This window comes from Pseudoduganella sp. GCM10020061, from assembly GCF_042683405.1.
Taxonomy (GTDB): Bacteria; Pseudomonadota; Gammaproteobacteria; order Burkholderiales; family Burkholderiaceae_D; genus Telluria.
This window is the reverse complement of sequence record NZ_JBHUJS010000010.1, coordinates 162,313-181,298: the sequence shown is the minus strand read 5'-3', so window position 1 is coordinate 181,298 and position 18,986 is coordinate 162,313. Positions and strand designations below refer to the sequence as shown.

Sequence of the window (18,986 nt, the reverse complement as noted above, 5' to 3'; positions counted from 1 at the left end):
AACTACATGATCGAATTCCAGTCTGTCTCCAAGCGGTATTCCGCCGATGCGATGGCCCTGCGCGACGTCAGCCTGACGGTCGAAAAGGGCGAACTGGTGTACCTGGCCGGCCCGTCCGGCGCCGGCAAGTCGACGCTCCTGAAGATGGTGGCGGCGATCGAACGCCCGACCCGCGGCACGGTAACCGTCAACGGCCAGGACATCGGCAAGATCCGCGCCGCTGCGGTCCCTTTCCTGCGCCGCAAACTGGGCCTGATCTTCCAGCAGCAGAAACTGCTGGAAGACCGCTCGATCCTGCAGAACACGATGATGCCGCTGCTCGTCACCGGCGAATCGAAGTCGATGGCCGAGCAGCGCGCCCGCGCCGCCCTCGACAAGGTCGGCCTGCTGGAGCGCGCCAAAGCCTATCCGCTCGAGCTGTCCGGCGGTGAACAGCAGCGCGTGTCGATCGCGCGCGCCATCGTCAACCGCCCGCAGATCATCCTGGCCGACGAGCCGACCGCCAACCTGGACCGCGCAGCAGCCGACAAGGTGATCGATGCGCTGCGCGCCTTCCACTCGGTCGGCGTGACCTGCCTGATCTCCACCCACGACGACTACGTGCTGGATAACGCAGCCCGCGTGATCCGACTGAACCAAGGCGCCCTGCAGGGAGGTGCGGCATGAAGAACTGGCTGCGCCAACACTGGTTCGCGATCGGCGCGTCGCTGGTCCACATGCGCAAGTCGCCCGGCGGCTTCCTGTTCAACGTGGTGGTGGTCGCGATCGCGCTTGCACTGCCGTTTACCGGCCTCACGCTGCTGGAAAACGTGCGCCCGATGTCGAGCCAGATGTCGGTCGACCCTGAAATCAGCGTGTTCATGACGCTCGACACCACAGCGGAGCAGGCTCGCGCCCTCGGCCCGCAGTTGCAGACGATCGCCGCGGAACACCGCGGCAGCGTGGTCTTCGTGCCGCGCGAGCAGGCGCTCGACGCGCTCAAGGAAAAGAGCGGCCTGTCCGATGTCCTGACCACCCTGGGCGACAACCCGCTCCCGGACAGCTATGTGGTCAAGCTGAACAGCTTTGCCGGCGCCGGCGAAGCCAATGCGGTGGAAGCGGTGGCCACGAAGATCCGCGCGCTGCCCAACATCGACACCGTGCAGGTGGATTCGGCCTGGGTGAAGCGGCTCGCCGCGCTGCTCGGCATCCTGCGCCTGGCCCTGCTCCTGCTGGCGCTGACGCTGGGCATGGTGGTGGTCGCGGTGGTCTTCAATACGATCCGCCTGCAGGTGCTCACCCAGCGCGACGAGATTGCCGTGTCTAAGCTGCTGGGCGCGACCGACAATTTCATCCACCGTCCGTTCTACTACACGGGCGCCTTCCTCGGCCTGTGCGCCGGTGCGGTCGCCCTGGGCGCAGTCGCGCTCGCGCTGCGCCCCCTGAACAGCGCGATTGCCGAATTTGCCCGCCTGTACGCGTCCGAGTTCCAGCTGGCGCCGCTCGGCCCGGCCAGTATCGCGATCCTGCTGGCCGTCAGCGCCCTGCTCGGCCTTTCCGGCGCCGTGCTCTCGGTGCAGCGCCACCTCGCCCGCCTCAACTGATCCTTAAGCCCGCCTTCAGCAATGCTCCAGATAATGGGCTTGCTGGACGGCGGGGCGAGGCAGCGTGCGTCATCGCACAGAGGTCATGCCGGCCTCCGTTTAGGATATTTCCTAAGCCGTGCGCACTACTATCGATTTCCCCGCCGTAATTTAGATCCTCTATCCGGCCGAACTTGACCAGGTCTTAGCACTCCTCCCCGAAGAGTGCTAATATATGATTCAACGAAAGAAATTTCTGTGCATTTCAGCAACGCGCACACCGAACACTGACAAGGAAAACACATGACAATGTCCGCACAAAACGCACTGGTTCCGGCCGGCACTCGTGCCCTGGACCTGGGTTTTTCCGGCAATCTGGGCAACATCGATGCGTACATCTCGGCTGTGAACCGGCTGCCGATGCTGACCCATGAAGAAGAAATCTCGCTGGCCAAGCGCCTGCACGAGAAAAACGACCTGAACGCAGCCCAGCAGCTGGTGCTCTCGCACCTGCGCCTGGTGGTGTCGATCGCGCGCGGCTACCTTGGCTACGGCCTGCCGCATGCGGACCTGATCCAGGAAGGCAACATTGGCCTGATGAAAGCCGTCAAGCGCTTCGACCCGAACCAGGGCGTGCGCCTGGTGTCGTACGCGATGCACTGGATCAAAGCCGAGATGCACGAGTACATCCTCAAGAACTGGCGCCTGGTCAAGGTGGCAACCACGAAGGCACAGCGCAAGCTGTTCTTCAACCTGCGCAGCAACAAGGCGGGCCTGGATGCGATGACGCCGACCCAGATCGACGCCATGGCCAAGATGCTCGACGTGAAGCGCGAAGAAGTCATCGAGATGGAAACGCGCCTGTCGGGCCGCGACATCGCGCTCGAATCGCAGGCCGACGACGAAGAGGACAAGTTCTCGCCGATCGCATACCTGTCGACCGATAACGAAGAGCCGACCAAGGTGCTGGAAGCCGCACAGGTGACGCGCCTGCAATCGGAAGGCCTGGAAACCGCACTGTCCAAGCTCGACCCGCGTTCGCGCCGCATCGTGGAAGCGCGCTGGCTGGCCAACGACGACGGCTCGGGCGCGACGCTGCACTCGCTGGCAGAAGAATTCGGCGTGTCCGCCGAACGCATCCGCCAGATCGAAGCGGCTGCGCTCAAGAAGATGAAAACCGCACTTGTTGCGTACGTCTAAGTATCGTCTCCCGGCGGCGCTGTCATGCGCCGCCGCCCTTCTCCTCGCGGGGTGCGCAACCCCGTGCACGACCATGGTCGAACCCGGCCGTTACAGCCTGACCCAGGGCGTTCCCGTTCAAGTATCGCCAGACGCGCGCATCACGCTGCTCGCGGTCGATGACAGCCGCTGTCCGGAAGGCGTGCAATGCATCTGGGCCGGCCGCATCGCTTACCAGCTGGAGCTGGCGTCCTGCGGCAAGACCGAGCAGTTCGTCCTCGCGTCGGGTACCCAGCCGCAGGCCGCGTCGCACACGCTCGCAGCTGCCCCGCCAATGCGGATCGCGCTTGCCGGCGAGCCGCCACCACGCGGCCCGGCCAGCGCGCGCCCGGTTGAACGCGTCGACATCGTTATCGGCCCTGACTGATCAGGCAAACCGCGCCACAGGGAACAAGCCCGGCGCGCGCTCCAATGCGCGCCAGCGCATGCGCAGGACGCATGCCGCAGCGATCACGTTCGCCACGACCAGCACGGACCACGAGAGCGGAGCCACGTAGGCGCGCACCGCAAGGAAGGCGCCCAGCAAAGCCCAGGTCAGCGCGAGCAAGCGGAGGAAGGAAACCGATCCCACTTCCAGTGGCTTGAATGCCCTGGTAAAGTCGCGCACCAGCTGGGCGCTCATGACGAGCGAGGCGGACAGCAGTGCGATCAAGCGCAACGCTTCCTCGATCCCATCGAATATGCCCGCATATGCGAGCAGGACGCCCGCCGTCGAGGCGGTCCACCAGAGCAGCCAGCGCATCCACATCGCCGCGACCATCTCGCGCGTGAGCGCCGCGCCGGCCGGAATGCCCGGCGCGAGCCGCAGCACGCCCTGTTCGGCCACCGTTCCGGCAAGCCGCCGTACCATTTGCTGGATCTTCGACAGGCTCATGTGCCACATCGCCGCGATCAACAGCCAGTGGACAAAGAACAGGTATGCCTCCTCCCGCTGCGCATCCGTGAATGCAATCACCAGCAGGACGATCACCGCCGGCACCAGCAAAGGGGCAGTCGACTGCGACCAGTGAGCTGCATCCCCGATCACATGGATTGCCAGCCGGCGCCGCGCGCGGACGGCTTCCTGGAAGTCGCGCCAGTACCGGCCCAGCGACCAACGCATCCACAGGCTGGCGACTCCGCCATTGACCGCCGCTTGCGCGCGCTTCTGCATCGTGTCCGGCCTGCGGTCGCGGGCTGCGATCACAGCGGCGTCCGAGCCGGGGAAATTGCGCTGCAGGCGGCGCCACCAGAACAGGACCGCGGCAAGAAGGATGGCTGCCTGCCCGGCCGGCGCGGTAACCACGCCTGCAAGCTGTTCCGGACCCAACCACTGCACGGCCAGGAAGATGAGCCAGCCCCAAGCAGACAGTATCCCGGCCGATAGGACGAAGAGCAGTCCTGCGATCCATAAAGCGGGCGCCCCCAGCAGCGCGCCTGCGGCAGCGCCGAGCACCAGCGAAATCGACAAGGTGGAACCGATCATGATCCTGCGAATGCCCGCCCGGAGTCCGGGCACCAGCCCGGCGGTGAGCTGCCAATACTGCTCGGAGCAGAAGGCGACAAACGCAACGCCCCACAGAAAGCCGAGCAGCGCGAGGGGAACGGCCGGCAGCAGCAACAGCTTCGCATCCTGCCCCGTTATCGGGGCAAGGCTGAGCAGCCCCAGCATGCCGAGGAGAGCCCATGTGAGCCAGAGCGAACCCTGGCTGCGGCGGTGCAGCACGGCCTGCCGCCAGAGCATCCCCGCCAGCCGCAAGGTCGGGACGGTCCTCATGCGGTCGCCTCCATGAAAAGTTCCTCGAGGTTGACAGGCTCGATGCGCAGGGCGTTGCCGGCAGCGGCCAGTGCGGCGTGTTCGCCCTGCGACAGACGGGCGACGACTATCTCGCCGCCGGCACCGTCCGCAGTGCGGCTGATCTCATTGGCGACGCGCAATCCGTGCAGGGCGTCCTTGCTGCCGGCGATACGGAAAGTTTGCTCGAGCAGGCTGTCCATTTCGCCCTGCAGCACGATGCGGCCGCCGCGCAGGATCGCGACGTCGAGCGCCACGCGTTCGAGGTCCGACAGGATATGCGTTGAAAACACGACCGTAGTATTGCGCTCGACCACATCGTCTATCAGCTCGCGCAGGAAGTCGCGCCGGCCTGCGGGGTCGAGCGACGACACCGGCTCGTCGAGCACCAGCAGCGAAGGGTCGTGGGCCAGCGCGCGGATGATCGACAGGCGCTGACGCTGGCCGCCCGACAGGTTGGAGATGGGCTTGCTGCGCTGGACCGCGTCGAAGCCCCAGCGCCCCAGCATCCCTTCCACCTTGTGCGTATTCCAGACCGGGTACAGCGCACGGAAGTACGCGAGCATCTGGGTCGGCGTCATCCACTCGAACAGGTCCGACTGCTGCGGCACGTAGCCGATGCGGGCACGCGTCCCGTCCGACAGGGAATGCACATCGTCGCCATAGATGGTGACGCTGCCGGTATCGGTCGCCGTCAGGCCCAGCATCGCCTGCAGGAGCGTCGACTTGCCGGATCCGTTCCGGCCGAGCAGGCCGATGACCTTCCCTTCGTGGATTGACCAGTCCAGGTTGCACAGCACCGGCTGGGACCCGAACGACTTCGACAGGGATGCAATGCGGACGACGGTATCGCTCATGGATGTTCCTTCAGGATGTTGGCAAACAGCGCGAGCGCCGCTTCGTTGTCGAGTTCAAGCTGCCTGGCCTCGAGTGCGGCGCGTTCCAGCGTCGGACGCAGCAGCGCCTCCTTGCTGCCTTCGCGGCGCTGCCGGTGGCCTCGCTCCGCGACTGTCATGCCCGCGCCGCGGCGCCGGTCCAGCACACCTTCCGCTTCGAGCAGGCCGTACGCCTTCGACACCGTCATCGGATTGACCGCCAGGGCCTGCGCGACGTCGCGGACGGAAGGCAAGCCGTCGCCGGGCGCCAGGTGGCCGCCAGCCGCAAGCCGCCGCACCTGGTCGGCCAGCTGCCGGTAGATCGGCTCTGCCGATCCGGTGGCAATCGTAAAGATGGTGGGGGTATGGGTTGCCATGGCATGTGTATTATCTGATTAATACAGTAATACAATGGCCGCGGCCGTGTCAACATCGATGTTCCGGCGGCCCGCTGGCGATCGTCATCCCGGCGAAGGCCGGGATCCATGGACTGGCAACGATCGGGGGGCGTCCAGCTGCCGACGCTCAGTATGATCCCAGCCGAGTGCGACCTCAGTCATGGGAAGACGATGCGGGGCGCTTATTGGCCCTGGGCGGGGAGAAGCCAGCGCTGGAAGGCGGTGCGGTTGCGCGAGCAGACGTAGACCTTGCCGCGGCCGGAGAAGCGAATGACCATGCCTTCGCCGCTGAACTGGCTGTTCACCAGGCCGCCCAGCAGGCCGCCTCGACTGGTGCCGACCGTGATGTCGTGGCGCAGTGCGGCGTCCCAGCAGACGACGTGGGCGTTGTCGATGATGACTTCCTTGTCGGGGGTGACATCGAGCACGCGCATCGCGCCGAAGCCTGCGATCGCGACCTGGCCCGTGCCGCTGGTCTCGGTGATGAAGAAGCCGCCGCTCTGCGCGAACAGCGCGTTGCCCAGGCTTTGCGTGCGCACGCGCAGGTCGATGCCCGAGGTGGCGGCGACAAAGGCGCCGTCGCCCAGCTTGTACTGCTGCGCACCGCAGTCGACGATGGCCATGGCCCCCGGCAGTGTGGGCGCGAGCAGGCATTCGCCGTCGCCGCGCGTGGCTTCGATGTGCTGCTGGAAGAACGACTCGCCGTTGGCGAAAGTACGCATCAGCGCGCCGGCCAGGCCGCCCTTCATCTTGCCCTTCAGTTCAAGCGTGCTGTCCATCGTGACCATCGCGTCCGATTCGCAGTACAGCGTCTCGCCACGCTTGAGCGAGACGTGCAGGAACGGGTCGATGTCGCCGGTGATGCTGAAGACTGCCATGGTGCCCTCCTCGTTTGGTTCAGGTTATCGTCGTCCCGGCGACGGCCGGGGCGACGTCAGACGTCGGCGCTCACCGCGCCGTGCAGCTTCTTGTGGCGGATCGAGGACCATAGCGACGCGACGATGAAGGCAACGCCGATCAGGCCCGTGAAGATCTCCGGAATGTGGTACTTCATGCTCGCCAGCATGATGAAGGCCAGGATGCCGATCGCGTAGTGCGCGCCGTGCTCCAGGAAGACGAACTTGTCCAGCGTGCCCTTGTCGACCAGGTAGACCGTCATCGAACGAACGAACATGGCGCCGATCGCCAGGCCGAGCATGATGATGACGACGTCGGACGTGATGGCGAATGCACCGATCACGCCGTCGAAGCTGAACGATGCGTCCAGCACTTCAAGGTACAGGAAGCCGCCGATGCCGCCGCGCTTGACCATGTCGCCGACGTCGCCGCCCTCCGCTTCTTCCTTCTCGAGCAGAGACGAGATCATGTCGACGCCGATGTAGACCAGGATGCCCCACAGGCCGGCCAACAGGACCACCATTTCCTGCTCCGGCGGGATCATGGACAGGCTGGCGAGCAGGGTGCCCAGCGCGACCAGCACGGCGATGGAGGACACGCGGCCCAGCGACGACAGCTTGCGTTCGATGTTGCCGAGCCAGTGCAGTTCCTTTTCGTCGTCGAGCAGGAAATTCAGGAATACCAGCAGCAGGAACATGCCGCCGAATGCCGCGACCTCGGCGTGGTGGTCGGTCAGGTGCTGCGAGAATTCCTTGGGGTTGGTGAGCGCGAGATTCCACACTTCCGCCATGCCCAGGTCGGCCGCGACCGCCACGATCACCAGCGGGAACACGAGGCGCATGCCGAACACGGCGATGATGATGCCCAGCCCGAGGAACAGCTTCTTCCAGAATTCGTCCCAGTTCTTCAGCACCGAGGCGTTGACGACCGCGTTGTCGAACGAGAGCGAGACTTCCATCACGCTCAGGATGATGGCGATGCCGAGCGCGGTGAGCGCGCCGCCCAGTCCCGCGTTGCTATAGCCCCACCACCCCGCCGCCGCCAGGCAGACAAAGGTGACGATGAAAGAAATCCGGAAGTGCTTCATGAAATCGATACCCTATTGTTAGTTATTCATCGCAGTGTAAGCGTATGCTACGATTAAAAAAAGCGAAGTTTATTGAATCGTGCCTTCGGAAAAACAGATGAAACACGCAGGTTTGAACTTCCGCCACCTCTACTACTTCTGGGTGGTGGCGAAGGAAGGCAGTGTGACACGTGCGGCGCGCCGCCTTGGCCTGGCCGTGCAGACGGTCTCCACGCAGCTCACGCTGCTGGAACAGTCGCTCGGCAAGTCGCTGCTCACGCCCCAGGGCCGCCGCCTGGTGCTGACCGAGGCCGGACGCACTGCGCTGGCCTTTGCCGACCCGATCTTCCTGCTCGGGGAGCAGATGCAGGATGCGCTCGCCGAAAGCGAAGGCAAGAAGATGCGGCTGTCGGTCGGGATCTCCGATTCCGTGCCCAAGCTTACCGCTTTTCGCGTATTGTCGGCCACGACGCAGCTGGAGGCCCCGGTGCGGCTGGTGTGCTCGGAAGGCGAATTCGATGCACTGCTGGCCGACCTGGCGCTGCACAAGCTGGACGTGGTGCTGACAGACCGCCCGGTGCGCGCCGGCACCACCCTGCGCGTGTTCAGCCACCTGCTGTTCGAGACCGAAATGATCGTGGCGGCCACGCCGCAGCTGGCGCGGCGCTATGCGCGCCAGTTCCCGGCAAGCCTCAACGGTGCGCCGTTCCTGCTGCCCGCACGTAATAATGCCCTGCGCGGCAAGATCGACGAGTGGTTCGAGCTGCACCAGGTGCGCCCGGACGTGGTCGGCGAATTCGACGACAACGCGCTGCTCAACACCTTCGGGCGCAATGGCTCCGGCCTGTTCTTTGCCCCGGCGGTGCTGGCGGCCGACCTGCAGGCGCAATACGGGACGGTGACGGTCGGCCCGGTGCCGCAAGTACGCGAGCAATGCTACGCGGTGGCCAACGGACGCAAGATCGAGCATCCCGCGGTCGAAGCGATCATTGCGGCCGCCGCCAGCGGCGTCTTTAATCCCCGATAACATACAATGGCCGTTTTGACAGCCCGCACCACCCCACTTCATGGATAACTTCCTGCTGGTCCTGCTCGCGCTGGTCCTGGTCGCCCTCAACGGTTTCTACGTCGCCGCCGAATTCGGCATCGTCACCCTGCGCCCGACCCGCGTGCGCGCGATCGCCCGCAGCCGCGGGGTCCGCGGCCGCATCCTGGGCAAGGTGCACGAGCAGCTCGATGCCTACCTGTCCGCCTGCCAGCTCGGCATCACGCTGGCATCGCTGGGCCTGGGCTGGGTCGGCGAACCTGCATTCGCACGCCTGCTGGAGCCGGCATTGTCAGCGGCCGGCGTCGAATCGGAGCAACTGATCCACGGCATATCGTTCGTGGTCGCGTTCAGCCTCATCTCGTTCCTGCACATCGTGGTCGGCGAACTGGCGCCTAAGTCGCTGGCGATCCGCAATCCGGAAGCGGTCGGCCTGTGGTGCGCGGCGCCGCTGTACGGCTTCTACTGGGCGATGTACCCGGCGATCTGGCTGCTCAACAAGAGCGCCAACATGGTGCTGCGCCTGGCCGGCCTGTCCGGTTCGGGCGGCCACGGCGAGCAGCACTATTCGACCGAGGAACTCAAGCTGATCCTGCGCACCAGCCAGCCGGGCAAGTTCACGCATGACGAGCGCCACATCCTGGCGCAGTCGCTCGACTTCAGCCAGCTGTCGGTGTCGGACCTGATGCGGCCGATTAACGAGGTGATCGCGCTCCACGCCGACAACACGCTTGAAGAAAACCTGCAAACGATGGTGCGCAACCGGTTCTCGCGCTACCCCTACTTCGATGCCAGCGGCGAGGAAGTCGAAGGCGTGATCCACCTGAAGGACCTGTTCTTTGCGCAGCAGGCGGGCAAGCAGATCACCAACCTCGCCGAATACCTGCGGCCGGTGGAAACCATTTCGGCCCGCACCAAGGCGCAGGACCTGTTCCGCCGCTTCCGCGAAGGCGCGCCGCACTTTGCGCTGATCGGCGAAAAGGGCAAGCGGCCGGTCGGCTTCATCACCCTGGACAATCTGCTGGGCGCCATGGTGGGCGAGATCCACGACGAGTTCCGCCTCAACGAGAACGACTGGCTGCGCGCACCGGACGGCACGCTGATCGGCAAGGCCAGCCTGCCGATCTTCTCGCTTGAACGCATCCTCGGGATCGACATCGACAACGAAGGCCTGGACGATGTGGAATCGGTCGGCGGCCTGATCATGGTGCAGCTTGGCGATATCCCCAAGCAGGGTCAGCGCGTCACGTTCCCGGGCTTCGATATCGTGGTGAAGAAGATGAACGGGCCGCGGATCGTGCTCGTGAAGGTGATTCCGCGCTCGCCGCGCATTACCATCGACGACGAGCAGGATTGAAATGGAGGACCTTCCCTGAACGGGGACAGTCTCCTGCTTTATTCGAGGGGCGGACCCTCGGGCCGCACGCGCGTCCAGTCGCGGATCAGCGAGAACCCCACCGCCAGCAGCGTCGGCCCGATAAACAGCCCGACGAACCCGAACGCCAGCACCCCGCCCAGCACACCCAGCAGCACCAGCAGGAACGGCAGGTCCGAGCCGCGGCTGATCAGCATCGGCTTGACGATGTTATCCACGCTGCTGATCGCGAACACGCCCCACAGCACCATGAAGATGCCCCAGCCGGTCTCGCCCTGGCTGAACAGCCAGAACGCGGCGCCACCCCAGACCAGGGGCGGCCCCACCGGGATCAGCGAGAACAGGAAGGTCATCACGGACAGCAGCGGCACCGCCGGCACGCCGGCGATGGTGAATCCGATCGCGGCCACGAAGGCCTGCGCCAGCGCGGTGCCCAGCAGGCCGTACATCACGCCGCGCACGGTGCGGATGACGATGCCCGCGACTTCCGGCGCGGTATCGCCGATCAGGCGCTGCATGGCAATCGCGATGGCGCTGGCGATCGCATTGCCGTCGCGGTAGAGGAAGAAGCACACGAATGCGGCCAGGCTGACCTGCGCCACGCCGGTGCCCAGCACGACGGCCGCGCCGGCCAGGATGCGGCGCGCCGGTTCCAGCATGCGCTGGGCCACTTCGACCAGTTCCTCGCGGCTGTGGAACAGTTTGTCGAGGTAGGCGTTGGCCCACTCGCCGATCACCGGGATCTGGCGCAGCCACGCGGGCGGCGCCAGGTCGCCGCGGATCAGTGAGTTCTTGAGTTCTTCATAGAAGCGCGCGATGTCGTCGGCCAGGTTGTAGGCGACCAGCGCAAGCGGCACGATCACCACCAGCACCAGGGACAGCGTCATGATGGCCGCCGACAGCGTATTGCGCCCCCGCATGCGGTCCAGCACATGGCGGTACAGCGGCCAGGTGGAGATGGTGACGGCGCCGGCGAACAGCACGGCCGCCAGGAATGGCCGCAGCACGACCAGGCAGCCGACCAGCAGCAGCAGGATCAGGGTAATGCGGGCATAGTTTCTTGTGCGTGGTTCCATGCTCCGCCTGCCAATCAGAGAAGTTGTTTGATGTCCGCGGCGACCGCTTCAGGCGCCATGTCCGGACGCACGTACAGGCGGACCTTGCCTTCCTTGTCGAACACGAAGCTGGCAGCCGTGTGGTCGATCATGTAGCTGGTCGGCGTCTTGCCGGCCGACTTCATGCGCACCACGCGGAACTCCTTCATGACCGCGTCCGTCGCAGCCTCGTCGCCGCGCAGGCCGAGGAAGCTCGGATGGAAGGCCGGCACGTACTGCTGCAGCAGTTCCTGGGTGTCGCGCTCGGGGTCGACCGTGACGAACAGCACCTGCACGTCTTTGGACTGTTCGCCCAGCAGCTTGAGCACCTGGGCCATTTCGGCCATGGTGGTCGGGCACACGTCGGGGCACTGGGTAAAGCCGAAGAACATCACCACGACCTTGCCGCGGAAATCGGCCAGCGAACGCGGCTTGCCGTTGTGGTCGGTCAGCTTGAAGTCGCGCGCATAACCGAGCCCGGTCACGTCGACGCTCTGGAAGCTGGGCGGCGGCGCCGCCTTGTCGCAAGCGGCCAGCGCGAGCGCCATCGCGAGGATTGCAAAAAGCTTTTTCATGTCACAGTGTGATGTAGTGGTCGACCAGCAGCGCGGCGAACAGCAGCGACAGGTAGATGATCGAGAAGGTGAACGCCTTGCGTGCCACGATGTCGCTGTAGCGCTTGTGCACCAGCCAGGCGTGGCGCAGGAACAGCGCGTTCAGCACGACCGCGCAGGCCAGGTAGATCAGGCCGCTCATTTGCACGGCGAATGGCAGCATGGTGGTGGCGGCCAGGATGATCGCGTACAGGAACACGTGGAAGCCGGTGAGCTGCATGCCGTGCGTGACCGGCAGCATCGGCAGGCCGGAGCGCGCATAGTCGTCGCGGCGGTACATCGCCAGCGCCCAGAAATGCGGCGGAGTCCAGACGAAAATGATCAGCACCAGCAGCCACGCCTGCATCGGCACTTCGTTGGCGACGGCAGCCCAGCCCAGCGCCGGCGGCATCGCGCCCGACAGGCCGCCGATCACGATGTTCTGCGGCGTCGACGGCTTCAGGATCAGGGTGTAGATGACCGCGTAGCCGACAAAGGTGACGAAGGTCAGCCACATGGTCAGCGGATTGACGAACGCATACAGCACCCACATGCCGAGCGCGCCCACCGCCACCGACACCGCCATGGTCTGGGTCTTGGTCAGCTCGCCCATCGCGGTGGCGCGGCGCGCGGTGCGCGCCATGCGCGCGTCGATCTCGGATTCGAGCAGGCAGTTGAAGGCGAACGCGGCGCCGGCCAGCAGCCAGATGCCGAGCGTGCCCGCGATCAGGACCTGCCAGCCGGGGAAGCTGTCCGTGGCGAGGAACATGCCGATCACCGCGCAGAACACGGCCAGCTGCGTGACGCGCGGCTTGGTGAGCGTCCAGTACTGGGCGAGGCGGTTGGCGGGCTTGCTGAGCTGTTGAGTGGTCATGCTTGAGGGGCGTGGGGCTTTGCGCGGTAGTTTAACATGGTCATCAGCAGTACAAGGACGGCCGCGCCCGCGTTATGCAGCACCGCGATCGCCAGCGGCGTGCTGAGGTAAATGGTGGAAATGCCGGTGAGCGCCTGCAGCGCGAGCACGACGGCCACGCCACGCGCCAGGGGGCGCAGGTGCTCCACCTTCCAGGCGCGCACCAACAGTACGGCCAGCAGCGCGAACACGACCAGCGCGAAGTTGCGGTGGACCCAGTGGATCGCGGTCAGCGCCTGGAACGGCAGGTAGTGGCCGGCGGCCGTCATGCCCAGCTCGCGCCACAGCGTAAAGCCGTGTTCGAAGTCCATGTCCGGCACCACCTGCCCGCCGCACAGCGGATAGTCGTTGCACGCGAGCGTGGCGTAGTTGGTGCTGACCCAGCCGCCCAGCGCGACCTGCAGCGCGGTCACGGCGCCGCCAAGGGCGGCCAGCGCGCGAATGCCCGGTGCGACCGGCGCACTGGCGGACGGCGCGTACACCGCCTGCTGGCGGCAGTACAGCCAGGTGAACAGGGCCAGCGTGCCCATGCCCAGCATCAGGTGTCCGGACACGATGACCGGTTGCAGCTTGAGGGTGACAGTCCAGGCGCCGAATGCGCCGGTCAGGCAGATCCACAAGAGAATCGCCAGCGGCAGCCCGGGGGCATAGCGCGCCTGCCCGGTCTTCTTCCACAGGCGCCAGGACCATGCGAGCACGACGATCGACATCAGGCCGATCGCCATCGCCAGGAAGCGGTGGATCATCTCGATCCACGCTTTCATCACGGTCACGGGGCCATGCGGCATGATCTCTTCGGCCGCAACGATGTGGTCGTGCGCAAGGAAGGGATTGGCCATGCCGTAGCAGCCCGGCCAGTCCGGGCAGCCCAGGCCGGAATCGGTCAGGCGCGTGAAGGCGCCGAACGCGATCAGCTCGAGCGTCAGGAACATCGACACGCGCACCAGCTTGCGGAACTTGTCGGTGTCGCGCGAACGCAGCACCACCAGCAGCGGGACGGTGCAGACCGCGAGCGCGGTGGCGCTCATCAGGAACAGGTGGCTCGGGCTCATTGCGTCAGCCGATCGCGGAAGCCTTGAGCAGCTTGCCGATATCCTTTTTCACCTTCTGAGGTTCCGGGTCCTTCGGGAAGCGCATCATCAGGTTGCCGAGCGGGTCGATCATGTACAGGTGATCGTCCATGCGCGAACCCTGCTCCACCGGCAGCCAGCGCTGCAGCGCCTGCGGGTCGACGCGCAGCACGGTCATGCCGTCATATTCCTTGAGCAGCGCGATATCGAGCGGCGCCTGGTCGGTCACCAGCCACACGCGCTCCACGCGGTCCATCTCCTTGCCCTGCATCAGGCGCAGCTGGCGCATCGCGAAGACCTGCTTGCGGCAGGCGTCGTCGCAAGCGGCCGGGCCGGTGCGCACCATCAGCCACTTGCCCTTGAGCGCATCGATGCTGGTCGGCTTGCCGTCCAGCGTGGACGCGTTCAGCGGCGGCGTCTGGTGCTGGCGCGGGTCGAGGATGGTGCCGTAGTTGGTGCGGCCGAAGGACTCGGCAAAGCCGCCGTAATACACCACGTAGGACGCGATCAGCGGCGCGGCGCATACCGCCAGCACCGCCATCAGCTTCCAGCGGCCCTTAGTCTTCTGATTTGTGTTTTCCACTTCTGAATCCCGTAATGACAAAAAAGAGGAGCGCCATCACTGCCAGCGCATACCATTGGAATGCATAACCCTTGTGCTTGTCGACGCCCAGCGACGGCGCCGGCCATGCGCGCACCAGCTTGTCGTCCGCGCCGCCTTCCTGCTGCACGAAGAACGGTTGCACCGGCAGCCCGCTGGCCAGCGAAAACGCGGCCGGATCGATATTCTGGAGGATCGCGCCCGGCTTGATCGAAGCCGGCTCGCCCAGCTGCATGACATTGCCCATGCCCGCCACCGCGATGCCGCTTACCTGCACCTCGCCCCTGGGCGTGTCGTACGGCAGGATCAGGTCGCGCTGCGTGGCGTTGCGCGGAACCCAGCCGCGCGCCACCAGTACGTGCATGCTGCTGCCGGACAGGCGCAGCGGCATCAGCACGTACAGGCCGGCGCGGCCGTCGTGCGGCCGGTTGTCGAGATAGGTCGCCCAGCGCGGCACCCAGGTTCCCTTGGCCACCACGCGGCGGTATTCGACCGCTGCGGGCCGCAGCTTGCGGCCGCCGAGTTCCAGCGGCGCCAGCCTGCCCTGCGCGGCCAGCAGGTCGGCGCGCGCGATTTTCTCGAGCGCACGGCGGTCCTGCCATTGCCCGAGGGCGATGCCGAGCGCCACCAGCAGGGCGGTGGCAATGAAAGGAATTGGCCGGAACCGGAAGCGCATTAAAATACAGCCTTCGTCAACAACGGGTTAACCATGAAAATCTTCGTCGCGATCGCCTTCATCCTCATCCTGGCCAGCCTCGGGTCGGCGCTGTTCTACATGATGCGCGACAAGGGCACCAGCAACAAGACCGTGCATTCGCTCGCGCTGCGGGTCGGGCTGTCGGTGCTGCTGTTCATCCTGATCCTGGTGGCGCATTACATGGGCTGGATCCAGCCGACGGGAATGCGCTACTAAACTGCCTGAATCGTTAAAAAGCCGCGCGCGGGGTGGTCCCTGCGGGCGGCTTTTCTTTTTGTGCCAGCTAAAGCGCTGGGGACAGTCCCCGTCGGGAACGGCCCCCGGCTGCTGTTACAGCCAGTAGACGACGACGTACAGGCCGAGCCAGACAACGTCGACGAAGTGCCAGTACCACGCGGCGCCTTCGAATGCGAAGTGGTTTTCTGCGGTGAAGTGGCCCTTCATCAGGCGGTACAGCACCACTGCCAGCATGATTGCGCCCATGGTCACGTGGAAGCCGTGGAAGCCGGTCAGCAGGAAGAAGGTCGAACCGTAGATGCCCGAGGTCAGCTTCAGGTTCAGGTCGGCGTACGCGTGCATGTACTCGTATGCCTGGAAGCCCATGAAGACTGCGCCCAGCAGGATGGTCGCGGCCAGCCAGAATGCGGTCTTGCCGCGCTGGTTCAGGCGCAGTGCGTGGTGCGAGATGGTCAGGGTGACGCCCGACAGCAGCAGCAGTGCGGTATTGATGGTCGGGATCGGGAACGGGCCCATGGTCTGGAACGGCTCGACCAGGCCGGCAGGACCGGTGTTGCCCCAGGTCGCGGTGAAGTCAGGCCAGATGACCTTGTGGTCCAGGTCCGCGAGCCACGGCATGGTGACGGCACGGGCGTAGAACAGCGCGCCGAAGAACGCGCCGAAGAACATCACTTCCGAGAAGATGAACCAGCTCATCGACCAGCGGAACGAGGTGTCGATGCGCTTGGAGTACATGCCGCCTTCCGATTCCGCGATCGCGTCGCCGAACCAGAAATACAGCACGACCACGGTGGCCGCGATACCGATCAGGTTCAGCGGCATGCCCCACGGCAGGTCGTTGACCCACGCCGATGCACCGATCATGGTCGCCAACAGCGACATGCCGGCCATGATCGGCCAACGGGAAGGACCGGGCACGTAGTAATACGGTGCTGCGGCTTTGGTTGCACTCATCTTCATCTCCCTCAATCAAACTTCGGTGTGGTTACTTTAATTCTTTAGCTGACGGCGATGCGCACGATCATCACCAGGATGCCGATGAACGCCGCGGCGCCGATCAGTCCGGCAATGATCAGGTAGACCGGATTCAGCTGCGCTGAATCTTCCTCGTAGTGCTTGCGCTTGCGCACGCCGAAGAAGGACCAGAACACGGCCTTCATGGTGGCGCCAAACGACAACTTGCGCTGCGTGGCTTGCTTCAGTCCTTCATCCATCGCTGTCTCGCTTTACTTCGGTGCCGACACGCCTGCAACTTCAAAGAACGTGTACGACAGGGTGATGGTCTTCGTCTCTTTCGGCAGGGCCGGGTCGATGAAGAACACCACCGGGAATTGCTTCGCCTCCTTCGGGCCCAGTTCCTGCTGCTGGAAGCAGAAGCACTCGACCTTCTTGAAATGCGGTGTGGCCGCTTGCGGCGCATAGCTCGGGATCGCCTGCCCCGCGACCTTGCGGTCCAGCGTGTTGACCACTTCGTACATCACGGTGGTCAGCTCGCCCGGGTGGACATCGACGCTGCGCTGGGTCGTGCGGAAACGCCACGGGCCCTGCGAGTTGCTGTCCAGCTCGATCGTGATCTTGCGCGTGCGGTCGACCTGGGTGTTGGCGTCGTACTGCACGGTGCCGTCGCGCTGGGTCAGGACGTTAATCCCCAACACTTCGCACAGGTGTTCGTACACCGGAACCAGTGCGTAGCCGAAGCCACCCATCAGCGCTGCGAAGATCACCAGCTTGACCATCATCGCCTTGTTCATGCGAATCTGGCCGGATTGTTCCCTTGCTACCACGTTACATCAACCAGGTTCGTTTAACTACCAGCGCCAGGGCGAAGAACAACGCGACTCCCAGCAGGATCAGGCCGGTGCGCAGGTTGTTCGGTTTCTTTGGATCGTCAGGCATTTCCACAGCTTTCACGGCCACAGGCGCCTCGGGGGCGCCTGCGAACCTGCAAGATTACTTCACCAGGGGCGGGGTTTCAAAGGTGTGGAACGGCGCCGGCGACGGCACGGTCCACTCCAGGCCTTCCGCGCCTTCCCATGGCTTGTCGGCAGCCTTCTTGCCACCGCGCAGCGATGGGAAGACCACGAACAGCAGGAAGAACACCTGCGTCAGGCCGAAGCCGAACGCGCCGATGGTCGCGATCATGTTGAAGTCCGTGAACTGCGCCGGATAGTCGGCGTAGCGGCGCGGCATACCTGCCAGTCCCAGGAAGTGCATTGGGAAGAAGGTGATGTTGAACGTGATCAGGGACAGCCAGAAGTGCACTTTGCCCATGGTCTCGTTGTACATGTAGCCGGTCCACTTCGGGCCCCAGTAGTAGAAGCCTGCGAACAGCGCGAACAGCGAGCCTGCCACCAGCACGTAGTGGAAGTGCGCCACCACGTAGTAGGTGTCCTGCAGCTGAATGTCGATCGGGGTCACGGCCAGGATCAGGCCGGTGAAGCCGCCGATGGTGAACACGAAGATGAAGCCGACCGAGAACAGCATCGGGGTTTCGAAGGTCATCGAGCCCTTCCACATCGTGGCGACCCAGTTGAACACCTTCACGCCGGTCGGCACCGCGATCAGCATGGTCGCGTACATGAAGAACAGCTGCGAAGTCACCGGCATACCGGTGGTGAACATGTGGTGCGCCCAGACGATGAACGACAGGATCGCGATCGACGCGGTTGCGTACACCATCGATGCGTAGCCGAACAGCGGCTTGCGCGCGAAGGCCGGCACGATCTGCGAGACGATACCGAACGCCGGCAGGATCATGATGTACACCTCAGGGTGACCGAAGAACCAGAAGATGTGCTGGTACATGACCGGGTCGCCGCCGCCGGCTGCGTTGAAGAACGCGGTGCCGAAGTGACGGTCGGTCAGGGTCATGGTGATCGCGCCTGCCAGCACTGGCATCACGGCGATCAGCAGGTAGGCGGTGATCAGCCAGGTCCAGCAGAACATCGGCATCTTCATCAGGGTCATGCCAGGAGCGCGCATGTTCAGGATGGTGACGATGATGTTGATTGCGCCCATGATCGACGACGCGCCCATGATGTGGACGGCGAAGATGGCCATGTCCATGCCGATGCCCATCTGGGTCGACAGCGGAGCGTACAGGGTCCAGCCGGCAGCGGTTGCGCCGCCAGGCACGAAGAACGAGCCGACCAGCAGGATTGCCGCAGGCGGCAGCAGCCAGAACGAGAAGTTGTTCATGCGCGCGAACGCCATGTCCGACGCGCCGATCTGCAGCGGGATCATCCAGTTCGCGAAGCCCACGAACGCCGGCATGATCGCGCCGAACACCATGATCAGGCCGTGCATGGTGGTCAGGGAGTTGAAGAACTCCGGATTGAAGAACTGCAGGCCAGGCTGGAACAGCTCGGAGCGGATACCCAGCGCCAGCACGCCGCCGGACAGCAGCATGGTGAACGAGAACCACAGGTACAGGCTACCGATGTCCTTGTGGTTGGTCGCGAACAGCCAGCGGCGGAAACCCGTCGGGGCGTGGTGGTGGTCGTCGTGCGCGTGATGATCGTGCGCGTGATCAATAGTGGTGGTGCTCATC

23 protein-coding genes are annotated in these 18,986 nt (G+C 64.7%); 7 read left to right on the top strand and 16 right to left on the bottom strand.

Annotation, left to right across the window (positions count from 1 at the left end; translation table 11 throughout):
* The first annotated feature begins 6 nt into the window (after positions 1-6).
* The 4 genes from ACFSQR_RS13930 to ACFSQR_RS13915 all read left to right on the top strand — a co-directional run bounded on the left by ACFSQR_RS13930 (position 7) and on the right by ACFSQR_RS13915 (position 3,168).
* Positions 7-666: a cell division ATP-binding protein FtsE gene (locus ACFSQR_RS13930; RefSeq protein ID WP_377730493.1), complete on the top strand. Its 660-nt coding sequence runs from the start codon at positions 7-9 to the stop codon at positions 664-666.
* Complete coding sequence (gene ftsX, locus ACFSQR_RS13925) at positions 663-1,583, top strand: permease-like cell division protein FtsX (protein ID WP_377730492.1); 921 nt, start codon at positions 663-665, stop codon at positions 1,581-1,583. Before ACFSQR_RS13930 ends, ftsX begins: the two co-directional genes overlap by 4 nt.
* Before the next feature lie 288 nt (positions 1,584-1,871).
* A complete protein-coding gene (rpoH, locus tag ACFSQR_RS13920) occupies positions 1,872-2,762 on the top strand; it encodes an RNA polymerase sigma factor RpoH (RefSeq protein WP_377730601.1) in 891 nt (296 codons plus the stop codon).
* A gap of 73 nt (positions 2,763-2,835) precedes the next feature.
* Positions 2,836-3,168 (top strand): hypothetical protein, encoded by a 333-nt coding sequence (locus ACFSQR_RS13915; RefSeq protein ID WP_377730491.1) that lies wholly within the window; start codon positions 2,836-2,838, stop codon positions 3,166-3,168.
* Here ACFSQR_RS13915 and ACFSQR_RS13910 read toward each other — a convergent pair whose 3' ends face one another.
* The 5 genes from ACFSQR_RS13910 to ACFSQR_RS13890 all read right to left on the bottom strand — a co-directional run bounded on the left by ACFSQR_RS13910 (position 3,169) and on the right by ACFSQR_RS13890 (position 7,832).
* A complete protein-coding gene (locus tag ACFSQR_RS13910; RefSeq protein ID WP_377730490.1) occupies positions 3,169-4,557 on the bottom strand; it encodes a hypothetical protein in 1,389 nt (462 codons plus the stop codon).
* Positions 4,554-5,432, bottom strand: a complete 879-nt coding sequence (locus tag ACFSQR_RS13905; RefSeq protein WP_377730488.1) for an ABC transporter ATP-binding protein — start codon at positions 5,430-5,432, stop codon at positions 4,554-4,556. The genes ACFSQR_RS13910 and ACFSQR_RS13905 overlap by 4 nt, the downstream gene beginning before the upstream one ends.
* On the bottom strand, positions 5,429-5,827 hold the full coding sequence (locus ACFSQR_RS13900) for a GntR family transcriptional regulator (protein WP_377730487.1): 399 nt from the start codon (positions 5,825-5,827) through the stop codon (positions 5,429-5,431). The genes ACFSQR_RS13905 and ACFSQR_RS13900 overlap by 4 nt, the downstream gene beginning before the upstream one ends.
* A gap of 203 nt (positions 5,828-6,030) precedes the next feature.
* Positions 6,031-6,726, bottom strand: a complete 696-nt coding sequence (locus ACFSQR_RS13895; protein WP_377730486.1) for a TIGR00266 family protein — start codon at positions 6,724-6,726, stop codon at positions 6,031-6,033.
* A 56-nt stretch (positions 6,727-6,782) separates the two neighbouring features.
* Positions 6,783-7,832, bottom strand: coding sequence for a DUF475 domain-containing protein (locus tag ACFSQR_RS13890; protein ID WP_377730485.1), 1,050 nt, complete (start codon positions 7,830-7,832; stop codon positions 6,783-6,785).
* Between the two features lie 97 nt (positions 7,833-7,929).
* Here ACFSQR_RS13890 and nhaR point away from each other — a divergent pair, with 97 nt between their 5' ends.
* Together nhaR and ACFSQR_RS13880 are read left to right on the top strand one after the other, a co-directional pair.
* Complete coding sequence (gene nhaR, locus ACFSQR_RS13885) at positions 7,930-8,838, top strand: transcriptional activator NhaR (protein WP_377730484.1); 909 nt, start codon at positions 7,930-7,932, stop codon at positions 8,836-8,838.
* Positions 8,839-8,878: 40 nt separating this feature from the next.
* Complete coding sequence (locus ACFSQR_RS13880; protein ID WP_377730483.1) at positions 8,879-10,213, top strand: hemolysin family protein; 1,335 nt, start codon at positions 8,879-8,881, stop codon at positions 10,211-10,213.
* A 38-nt stretch (positions 10,214-10,251) separates the two neighbouring features.
* Here the strand turns inward: ACFSQR_RS13880 and ACFSQR_RS13875 are convergent, their stop codons facing one another.
* The 6 genes from ACFSQR_RS13875 to ACFSQR_RS13850 are packed head-to-tail and all read right to left on the bottom strand — an operon-like array spanning position 10,252 to position 15,178.
* Positions 10,252-11,307, bottom strand: coding sequence for an AI-2E family transporter (locus tag ACFSQR_RS13875; protein WP_377730482.1), 1,056 nt, complete (start codon positions 11,305-11,307; stop codon positions 10,252-10,254).
* A 14-nt stretch (positions 11,308-11,321) separates the two neighbouring features.
* On the bottom strand, positions 11,322-11,900 hold the full coding sequence (locus ACFSQR_RS13870; RefSeq protein ID WP_377730481.1) for an SCO family protein: 579 nt from the start codon (positions 11,898-11,900) through the stop codon (positions 11,322-11,324).
* A gap of 1 nt (position 11,901) precedes the next feature.
* Entirely contained in the window at positions 11,902-12,792 is an 891-nt protein-coding gene (gene cyoE, locus ACFSQR_RS13865; protein WP_377730480.1) for a heme o synthase, read from the bottom strand.
* The gene (locus ACFSQR_RS13860; RefSeq protein ID WP_377730478.1) at positions 12,789-13,883 is read right to left on the bottom strand and encodes a heme A synthase; all 1,095 of its coding nucleotides are present in this window, start codon (positions 13,881-13,883) and stop codon (positions 12,789-12,791) included. The genes cyoE and ACFSQR_RS13860 overlap by 4 nt, the downstream gene beginning before the upstream one ends.
* A gap of 4 nt (positions 13,884-13,887) precedes the next feature.
* Complete coding sequence (locus ACFSQR_RS13855; RefSeq protein ID WP_377730477.1) at positions 13,888-14,484, bottom strand: SCO family protein; 597 nt, start codon at positions 14,482-14,484, stop codon at positions 13,888-13,890.
* Positions 14,459-15,178: an SURF1 family protein gene (locus tag ACFSQR_RS13850; RefSeq protein ID WP_377730476.1), complete on the bottom strand. Its 720-nt coding sequence runs from the start codon at positions 15,176-15,178 to the stop codon at positions 14,459-14,461. The genes ACFSQR_RS13855 and ACFSQR_RS13850 overlap by 26 nt, the downstream gene beginning before the upstream one ends.
* A 33-nt stretch (positions 15,179-15,211) precedes the next feature.
* Between ACFSQR_RS13850 and ACFSQR_RS13845 the strand changes: the two genes are divergently transcribed.
* The gene (locus tag ACFSQR_RS13845) at positions 15,212-15,415 is read left to right on the top strand and encodes a twin transmembrane helix small protein (protein WP_377730475.1); all 204 of its coding nucleotides are present in this window, start codon (positions 15,212-15,214) and stop codon (positions 15,413-15,415) included.
* 114 nt (positions 15,416-15,529) lie between these two features.
* Here ACFSQR_RS13845 and ACFSQR_RS13840 read toward each other — a convergent pair whose 3' ends face one another.
* From ACFSQR_RS13840 to ctaD, 5 genes are read right to left on the bottom strand one after another with little or no spacing between them, the layout of a single operon-like run.
* Entirely contained in the window at positions 15,530-16,390 is an 861-nt protein-coding gene (locus ACFSQR_RS13840) for a cytochrome c oxidase subunit 3 (RefSeq protein ID WP_377730474.1), read from the bottom strand.
* 44 nt (positions 16,391-16,434) lie between these two features.
* Positions 16,435-16,650, bottom strand: coding sequence for a DUF2970 domain-containing protein (locus ACFSQR_RS13835; RefSeq protein WP_377730473.1), 216 nt, complete (start codon positions 16,648-16,650; stop codon positions 16,435-16,437).
* Between the two features lie 12 nt (positions 16,651-16,662).
* A complete protein-coding gene (locus ACFSQR_RS13830; RefSeq protein WP_377730600.1) occupies positions 16,663-17,193 on the bottom strand; it encodes a cytochrome c oxidase assembly protein in 531 nt (176 codons plus the stop codon).
* A gap of 28 nt (positions 17,194-17,221) precedes the next feature.
* Positions 17,222-17,332: a cytochrome oxidase small assembly protein gene (locus ACFSQR_RS13825; protein ID WP_377730472.1), complete on the bottom strand. Its 111-nt coding sequence runs from the start codon at positions 17,330-17,332 to the stop codon at positions 17,222-17,224.
* 54 nt (positions 17,333-17,386) lie between these two features.
* A complete protein-coding gene (gene ctaD, locus ACFSQR_RS13820; protein ID WP_377730471.1) occupies positions 17,387-18,985 on the bottom strand; it encodes a cytochrome c oxidase subunit I in 1,599 nt (532 codons plus the stop codon).
* Position 18,986: the final 1 nt, after the last annotated feature.

Bases quoted from the DNA above. Each gene is read 5' to 3' on its own strand.
- ACFSQR_RS13835 (WP_377730473.1), bottom strand. From the start codon at position 16,650: ATGGATGAAGGACTGAAGCAAGCCACGCAGCGCAAGTTGTCGTTTGGC.
- ACFSQR_RS13850 (WP_377730476.1), bottom strand. From the start codon at position 15,178: ATGCGCTTCCGGTTCCGGCCAATTCCTTTCATTGCCACCGCCCTGCTG.
- ACFSQR_RS13915 (WP_377730491.1), top strand. From the start codon at position 2,836: ATGGTCGAACCCGGCCGTTACAGCCTGACCCAGGGCGTTCCCGTTCAA.
- ACFSQR_RS13930 (WP_377730493.1), top strand. From the start codon at position 7: ATGATCGAATTCCAGTCTGTCTCCAAGCGGTATTCCGCCGATGCGATG.
- ACFSQR_RS13840 (WP_377730474.1), bottom strand. From the start codon at position 16,390: ATGAGTGCAACCAAAGCCGCAGCACCGTATTACTACGTGCCCGGTCCT.
- ACFSQR_RS13860 (WP_377730478.1), bottom strand. From the start codon at position 13,883: ATGAGCCCGAGCCACCTGTTCCTGATGAGCGCCACCGCGCTCGCGGTC.
- rpoH (WP_377730601.1), top strand. From the start codon at position 1,872: ATGTCCGCACAAAACGCACTGGTTCCGGCCGGCACTCGTGCCCTGGAC.
- ctaD (WP_377730471.1), bottom strand. From the start codon at position 18,985: ATGAGCACCACCACTATTGATCACGCGCACGATCATCACGCGCACGAC.
- cyoE (WP_377730480.1), bottom strand. From the start codon at position 12,792: ATGACCACTCAACAGCTCAGCAAGCCCGCCAACCGCCTCGCCCAGTAC.
- ACFSQR_RS13825 (WP_377730472.1), bottom strand. From the start codon at position 17,332: ATGCCTGACGATCCAAAGAAACCGAACAACCTGCGCACCGGCCTGATC.
- ACFSQR_RS13845 (WP_377730475.1), top strand. From the start codon at position 15,212: ATGAAAATCTTCGTCGCGATCGCCTTCATCCTCATCCTGGCCAGCCTC.
- ACFSQR_RS13905 (WP_377730488.1), bottom strand. From the start codon at position 5,432: ATGAGCGATACCGTCGTCCGCATTGCATCCCTGTCGAAGTCGTTCGGG.
- ACFSQR_RS13910 (WP_377730490.1), bottom strand. From the start codon at position 4,557: ATGAGGACCGTCCCGACCTTGCGGCTGGCGGGGATGCTCTGGCGGCAG.
- ftsX (WP_377730492.1), top strand. From the start codon at position 663: ATGAAGAACTGGCTGCGCCAACACTGGTTCGCGATCGGCGCGTCGCTG.
- ACFSQR_RS13890 (WP_377730485.1), bottom strand. From the start codon at position 7,832: ATGAAGCACTTCCGGATTTCTTTCATCGTCACCTTTGTCTGCCTGGCG.
- ACFSQR_RS13895 (WP_377730486.1), bottom strand. From the start codon at position 6,726: ATGGCAGTCTTCAGCATCACCGGCGACATCGACCCGTTCCTGCACGTC.
- ACFSQR_RS13880 (WP_377730483.1), top strand. From the start codon at position 8,879: ATGGATAACTTCCTGCTGGTCCTGCTCGCGCTGGTCCTGGTCGCCCTC.
- ACFSQR_RS13875 (WP_377730482.1), bottom strand. From the start codon at position 11,307: ATGGAACCACGCACAAGAAACTATGCCCGCATTACCCTGATCCTGCTG.
- ACFSQR_RS13900 (WP_377730487.1), bottom strand. From the start codon at position 5,827: ATGGCAACCCATACCCCCACCATCTTTACGATTGCCACCGGATCGGCA.
- nhaR (WP_377730484.1), top strand. From the start codon at position 7,930: ATGAAACACGCAGGTTTGAACTTCCGCCACCTCTACTACTTCTGGGTG.
- ACFSQR_RS13870 (WP_377730481.1), bottom strand. From the start codon at position 11,900: ATGAAAAAGCTTTTTGCAATCCTCGCGATGGCGCTCGCGCTGGCCGCT.